Annotated in this window: 6 protein-coding genes and 1 pseudogene; 2 read left to right on the forward strand and 5 right to left on the reverse strand. The window is 64.1% G+C overall.

The window, feature by feature from the left end; all coding sequences use genetic code 11:
* Positions 1–81: 81 nt before the first annotated feature.
* Together EN750_RS17825 and EN750_RS17830 are read right to left on the reverse strand one after the other, a co-directional pair.
* Positions 82–843 carry a 3-hydroxyacyl-CoA dehydrogenase gene (locus EN750_RS17825; RefSeq protein ID WP_127267375.1) on the reverse strand — a complete coding sequence of 254 codons (762 nt, stop codon included), beginning with the start codon at positions 841–843 and terminating at the stop codon, positions 82–84.
* Between the two features lie 61 nt (positions 844–904).
* Positions 905–1,441, reverse strand: coding sequence for an N-acetyltransferase (locus tag EN750_RS17830; RefSeq protein WP_127397198.1), 537 nt, complete (start codon positions 1,439–1,441; stop codon positions 905–907).
* 273 nt (positions 1,442–1,714) lie between these two features.
* Here EN750_RS17830 and EN750_RS17835 point away from each other — a divergent pair, with 273 nt between their 5' ends.
* Complete coding sequence (locus EN750_RS17835) at positions 1,715–2,707, forward strand: glutathione S-transferase family protein (protein WP_127397199.1); 993 nt, start codon at positions 1,715–1,717, stop codon at positions 2,705–2,707.
* Between the two features lies 1 nt (position 2,708).
* Here the strand turns inward: EN750_RS17835 and EN750_RS17840 are convergent, their stop codons facing one another.
* Complete coding sequence (locus EN750_RS17840; protein WP_127397200.1) at positions 2,709–3,203, reverse strand: NUDIX domain-containing protein; 495 nt, start codon at positions 3,201–3,203, stop codon at positions 2,709–2,711.
* 71 nt (positions 3,204–3,274) lie between these two features.
* Between EN750_RS17840 and EN750_RS17845 the strand changes: the two genes are divergently transcribed.
* Positions 3,275–4,198 carry a metallophosphoesterase gene (locus EN750_RS17845; protein WP_127317849.1) on the forward strand — a complete coding sequence of 308 codons (924 nt, stop codon included), beginning with the start codon at positions 3,275–3,277 and terminating at the stop codon, positions 4,196–4,198.
* Here EN750_RS17845 and EN750_RS17850 read toward each other — a convergent pair.
* Both EN750_RS17850 and EN750_RS40810 read right to left on the reverse strand, forming a co-directional pair.
* Positions 4,182–4,799 (reverse strand): hypothetical protein, encoded by a 618-nt coding sequence (locus EN750_RS17850; RefSeq protein WP_127397201.1) that lies wholly within the window; start codon positions 4,797–4,799, stop codon positions 4,182–4,184. The genes EN750_RS17845 and EN750_RS17850 overlap by 17 nt on opposite strands.
* A 113-nt stretch (positions 4,800–4,912) precedes the next feature.
* Positions 4,913–5,090, reverse strand: a pseudogene (locus EN750_RS40810) (alpha/beta hydrolase); the annotation flags it as partial.

Below are 5,090 nucleotides of genomic sequence, written 5' to 3' on the forward strand. Positions count from 1 at the left end.
GAGTCCGGCCATCTCGATCACCTTCAGCCCGGTCAGCGGACCGGTTTTAGCGGCAGCGGACAGGCCGGCGTTCATGACCTTCTATTTCGGCGCCATGCGGATGGCGCCATCGAGACGAATGGTCTCGCCGTTCAACATCTGGTTCTCGATGATGTGCAGGGCGAGAGCGGCATATTCGGACGGTTCGCCCAGGCGCGACGGGAAAGGCACGGCGGCGCCCAGCGAATCCTGAACCTCTTGCGGCATGCCGGCCATCATCGGCGTCTTGAAGATGCCGGGCGCGATGGTGCAGACGCGGATGCCGGAACGGGCAAGGTCGCGCGCCACCGGCAGCGTCATGCCGACGACGCCGCCCTTGGATGCCGCATAGGCGGCCTGGCCGATCTGGCCATCATAGGCGGCAACCGAAGCGGTGTTGACGATGATGCCGCGCTCGCCGCCCTGCAGCGGCTCGAGCTTCGACGCGCGCTCGGCAACGAGGCGGATCATGTTGAACGTACCGATCAGATTGACCTCGATCACCTTGCGATACTGATCAAGGGGGTGGGGACCATCCTTGCCGATCGTCTTCACGCCGATGGCGATGCCGGCGCAGTTGACCAGGATCCGCGGCTCGCCAAGCTTGGCGGCTACGTCGGCGAGCGCAGCGGTTCCGCTGTCGGCGCTGCTGACGTCGCACTGGACGGCAATACCACCGATCTCGGCCGCGACCTTGGCGGCGCGGTCAATACCCACGTCGAAGATGGCGACGCGGGCGCCCTTGGCGGCCAGCGCGCGCGCCGTTGCCTCGCCAAGGCCGGAGCCGCCGCCGGTGACGATCGCGATCTGGCCGTTGGGGTTCATGACGTCATCCTTTGATCTCAGGAACAGTGGGACGGATCAGGCGCCAGATCGACGGGAAAGGTCAAGCCATCGCGGCGACAGGATCGGCCACCCTGGCCTGATCGGCGTGGCAGACCTCGCCCAAGAGCCTGGCGACCGCGCCCGGCGCGATCTCGTGCGACAGCAGCCGGTCGAGATCGACGGGGCGCGGCATCGAAATCTGGCCGCGCGGAATCCGCTTGAAACCGAGCGGCCCGTAGTAGGGTTCGTCACCGACCAGCATGACGGCAGGTGCGCCGGTCTTGGCGGCGGCCTCCAGCGCGATTGCCACTAGCCGGCGGCCGATGCCGAGATTCTTGAAGGCCGGCCGCACCGCGAGCGGCCCGAGCATTAGCGCGCGGCCTGCACCGGCGGCGATGCGGGTCATGCGCACCGAGGCGACGACGATGTCGCCATCGACGGCGACAAAGGACAGCGAGCGCTCGTGCCCTCCGGCTTCACGAATCTTGTAGGCGGCCAGCACAAAGCGGCCGGGCCCGAAGGCTTCGTCGTTGATGGCTTCGATCTGGAGGTCATGCGCCGGGGTTTCCGGCAGGTATTTCACGTCGGCAAGGCTCATGGTCTTTGCGTTCCGGTAAGGAGGAAAGGTTTGCTGCAAACGGCAGCATTCGCCAGTCAGCGCTTCATCAAGCGCGGGCGCCCTTTCGTCGTCGGTCAAACCGGATCAAAGCAAAGTCGAACATGCGGATTGTCCGCTAGCATCAATTTCCCGCCGCTGCAATCGGCCGTTTTTGTCCATCGTTTCTGCCAAGTGACGGTCTGTTCAGCACCTGACGTCTTCGCCAGGGCAACCTTGCGCCTACATCAACCAACACGACGCAAGGAGATTTGCATGGGATTGCTGGTCGAAGGCAGGTGGCAGGATCGCTGGTATGACACGGCGGACAACGGCGGCAGGTTCGTGCGGACGCACTCGCAATGGCGCGACTGGATCACCGTTGACGGGACGCCGGCCGAAGGCCGGACGCGCGGCTTCAAGGCCGAGCCGGGGCGCTACCATCTCTATGTCTCGCTTGCCTGTCCGTGGGCGCACAGGACGTTGATCTTTCGCAACCTGAAGAAGCTGGAAGGCATCATATCGGTGTCGGTGGTGCATCATTTCATGGGCGTCAACGGCTGGACGTTCGTGGCTGAGGACGGCGCCACCGGCGACACGCTTTACGGCCTCGACTTCCTGCACCAGATCTATGCCAAGGCCGATCCCGCCTATTCGGGCCGGGTGACGGTGCCGGTGCTGTGGGACAAAAAGGAGCAGACCATCGTCTCCAATGAATCTTCCGAGATCATCCGCATGCTGAATTCGGCTTTCGACGAATGGGGTGACGCCAGCCTGGATTTCTATCCGCAGGACCTGCGCCGTGAGATCGACCGCATCAATGCGCTGGTCTATCCCGCGGTCAACAACGGCGTCTATCGGACCGGCTTCGCCACCACGCAACGCGCCTATGAAGAGGCGTTCGGCGAATTGTTCTCGGCGTTGGATACGCTGGAGGAGCGGCTGTCAAAACAGCGCTATCTGGTCGGCAGCCGCATCACCGAGGCCGACTGGCGGTTGTTCACCACACTGGTGCGCTTCGACCCGGTCTATGTCGGCCATTTCAAATGCAATCTGCGCCGTATCGCCGACTATCCGAACCTGTCGAACTATCTGCGCGACCTCTATCAGGTGCCTGGTGTCGCCGGGACCGTGAACCTGCATCACATCAAGGAGCATTATTACACCAGCCATCAGACGATCAATCCGACGCGGATCGTTCCGGTCGGGCCGGAACTGGATTACGGAGCACGGCATGACCGGGCGCGCTTCGAGAAAGCGGCGGCCTGATCTACCAGTAGGGCGAAGCCTGTTCGCCATCAAAAATCTCGGCGATCCGGCGCAGCGTCGCCGGCGTCGTTTTCTCGGGCAAGCGGTCGAGCGGGAAGAAGCCGGCTTCGGCGATCTCGTGGTCCGGCAGCTTCGGCGCCGTCTGGCTGAAGTGCTCGATCACGTAGAAGCCGACATGGTCGCGGCGGCTGGCGCGGCGGTTGAAATGCATCGATTTGAGCACCGGCGGGGCGGTCAGCGCGATGTTGCCTTCCTCCGCCAGCTCGCGTGCCAGCGCCTCGGCAAGCGTCTCGCCGACTTCGACGCCGCCGCCGGGAAGCTGCCAGCCCGGCACATAAGTATGGCGAATGAGGAAGACGGAATTGGACGCCGTGTCGTGGATCAGGCCGCGCACGCCAAGCGTCATCGGCCGCCGCAGCACGAAATAGAGATGGAACAGCCTGGCCCTCAGACCCGCCCAGCCGGTCTGGCGGAAGGCATCTTCAGGCTTCGCCATCAGCTGCGAAACCGTGGCTGGAAAGGAAACCTTGTGTGGAAAGCCGCGCGCCCGTCGCCTATGAAGAAGAAATGTTCAGGCTCGCGCATATTTCCGATGTCCATCTGGGGCCGCTCCCCGATGTATCCTATCGCGATCTCGCCTCCAAGCGCGTGCTCGGCTACGTCAACTGGCAGCGCAACCGCCGCCGCCATATGCATGACGCCGTCATCGACACGATCGTCGCCGACATCAAGGCGAACACGCCTGACCATCTCGCCGTCACCGGCGACCTGGTCAATCTGGCGCTCGATGGCGAGATCGAGATGGCCAGGCACTGGTTGGAGACGTTAGGGCCGGCGCATGATGTTTCGGTCGTTCCGGGCAACCACGACGCCTATGTGCCAGGCGCCTTCGACAAGGTCTGCCGATCCTGGGCGGCGTGGATGAGCGGCGACGGCGTCAACACGCCGGTCGATCGCAACGCATTTCCCTATCTGCGCGTGCGCGGCAACGTCGCACTGATCGGTGTCTCGACGGCGCGCGCCACGGCGCCCTTCATGGCCAATGGTTTCTTCATGGAGGGCCAAGCGAAGCGGCTCGGCAAAATCCTCGGGGATACCGCCGGACAGGGGCTGTTCCGCGTCATCATGATCCATCATCCGCCGGTGCGCGGTGCGGTCCCGCAGCACAAGCGGCTGTTCGGCATTGCCCGCTTCAACAAGATCATTCGTCGCCACGGCGCCGACCTTGTGCTGCACGGCCATTCGCATCTGCCGTCGCTGTTCTTCATAGGCGGTCGCGGCGTCAGGATCCCGGCGGTCGGTGTCGCTGCCGCCGGCCAGGCGCCGGGCGGCAAGAACCCGGCGGCGCAGTACAATCTGTTCGACATTGACGGCGAGACGGGCAATTGGCGGATCCGGCTGACACGGCGCGGCCTGACCGGGCCGTCCATACCGCCATCCGATCTGCAGACGGTGGAGCTTGGCGCCGAGGCCGCTATGGCCGCAAATTGACAACCATGGCCACGATGCGGTCCCAGAACAGGACGACCGACACCACAAGGCCGACCAGTGCGCCGGCAGCGATCAGGCCAAGCCCGGACAGAAGGGCCGACCAGCGTTTGCCGCGCTCCGCTGCGCGCAGCGGCGGTTCGGCTTCCGGCACATAGGCACGTTTCAGGCCGGCGACGGCGGGTTCGACGCCGCCTTCCAGCATCCTCTGACGCTCGACGATGCGCTCGGCGACATAGCGCGTCACGGAATCGGCAACCGGCTTCATCTCGGTGGATTCGGCAAGCACCACTCGGCCGATACGGGTGTCCTTGAGGAAGCGATAGGTCCGGCGGTCGCGCCCCATGGCGACATGGCTGATGGCGTCGATCCACAGGCGCGGCTGCAAGCCGGACGAGACGACAAAGTCGAAATTGTCCATGTCGGCCGGAACATCGGCAAAAACCGGTGCCAGTTCGGCGGCGAGCAGATCGAGACGCATGCGATGCGCCTCGCGCATGTCGACGACGACGTCGTCGCGGTCGGCGAAGGCATTTTTGACATCACGGATGGCATCGGACAGTTTCTTGGACTGGTCGATGGTCTTCTCGCCTGCTTCCTTCATCGGCGTCTGCCTCGTAGGTTTGGTTAACACCGGGTTAACACAGCCGCCGGCGAAATGCACTGGCGAGATCGACGGCCCGGGGTGTCCAGGAAGGTTGTCGTGCGCGAAAAAGGTCAGCTGGCTGCGGCGGCGAATTTCTGGCGGTGTGGCCTGGCGCGACGATTGGTGTTGCGGCGAATGATCTCGGCAACAAGGTCGGGGGCTTCCTCAGCCAGCATATGGCCGGCCTCCAGCACGTGGTGCACGTGAAAATGCGCCGGCAGGACATCCGCCTGGGTAAAGGGCAGCACC

Source organism: Mesorhizobium sp. M7A.F.Ca.ET.027.03.2.1, from assembly GCF_003999175.1.
In the GTDB taxonomy this organism is placed as follows: Bacteria; Pseudomonadota; Alphaproteobacteria; order Rhizobiales; family Rhizobiaceae; genus Mesorhizobium.

Bases quoted from the DNA above. Each gene is read 5' to 3' on its own strand.
- EN750_RS17835 (WP_127397199.1), top strand. From the start codon at position 1,715: ATGGGATTGCTGGTCGAAGGCAGGTGGCAGGATCGCTGGTATGACACG.
- EN750_RS17840 (WP_127397200.1), bottom strand. From the start codon at position 3,203: ATGGCGAAGCCTGAAGATGCCTTCCGCCAGACCGGCTGGGCGGGTCTG.
- EN750_RS17845 (WP_127317849.1), top strand. From the start codon at position 3,275: ATGTTCAGGCTCGCGCATATTTCCGATGTCCATCTGGGGCCGCTCCCC.
- EN750_RS17850 (WP_127397201.1), bottom strand. From the start codon at position 4,799: ATGAAGGAAGCAGGCGAGAAGACCATCGACCAGTCCAAGAAACTGTCC.
- EN750_RS17825 (WP_127267375.1), bottom strand. From the start codon at position 843: ATGAACCCCAACGGCCAGATCGCGATCGTCACCGGCGGCGGCTCCGGC.
- EN750_RS17830 (WP_127397198.1), bottom strand. From the start codon at position 1,441: ATGAGCCTTGCCGACGTGAAATACCTGCCGGAAACCCCGGCGCATGAC.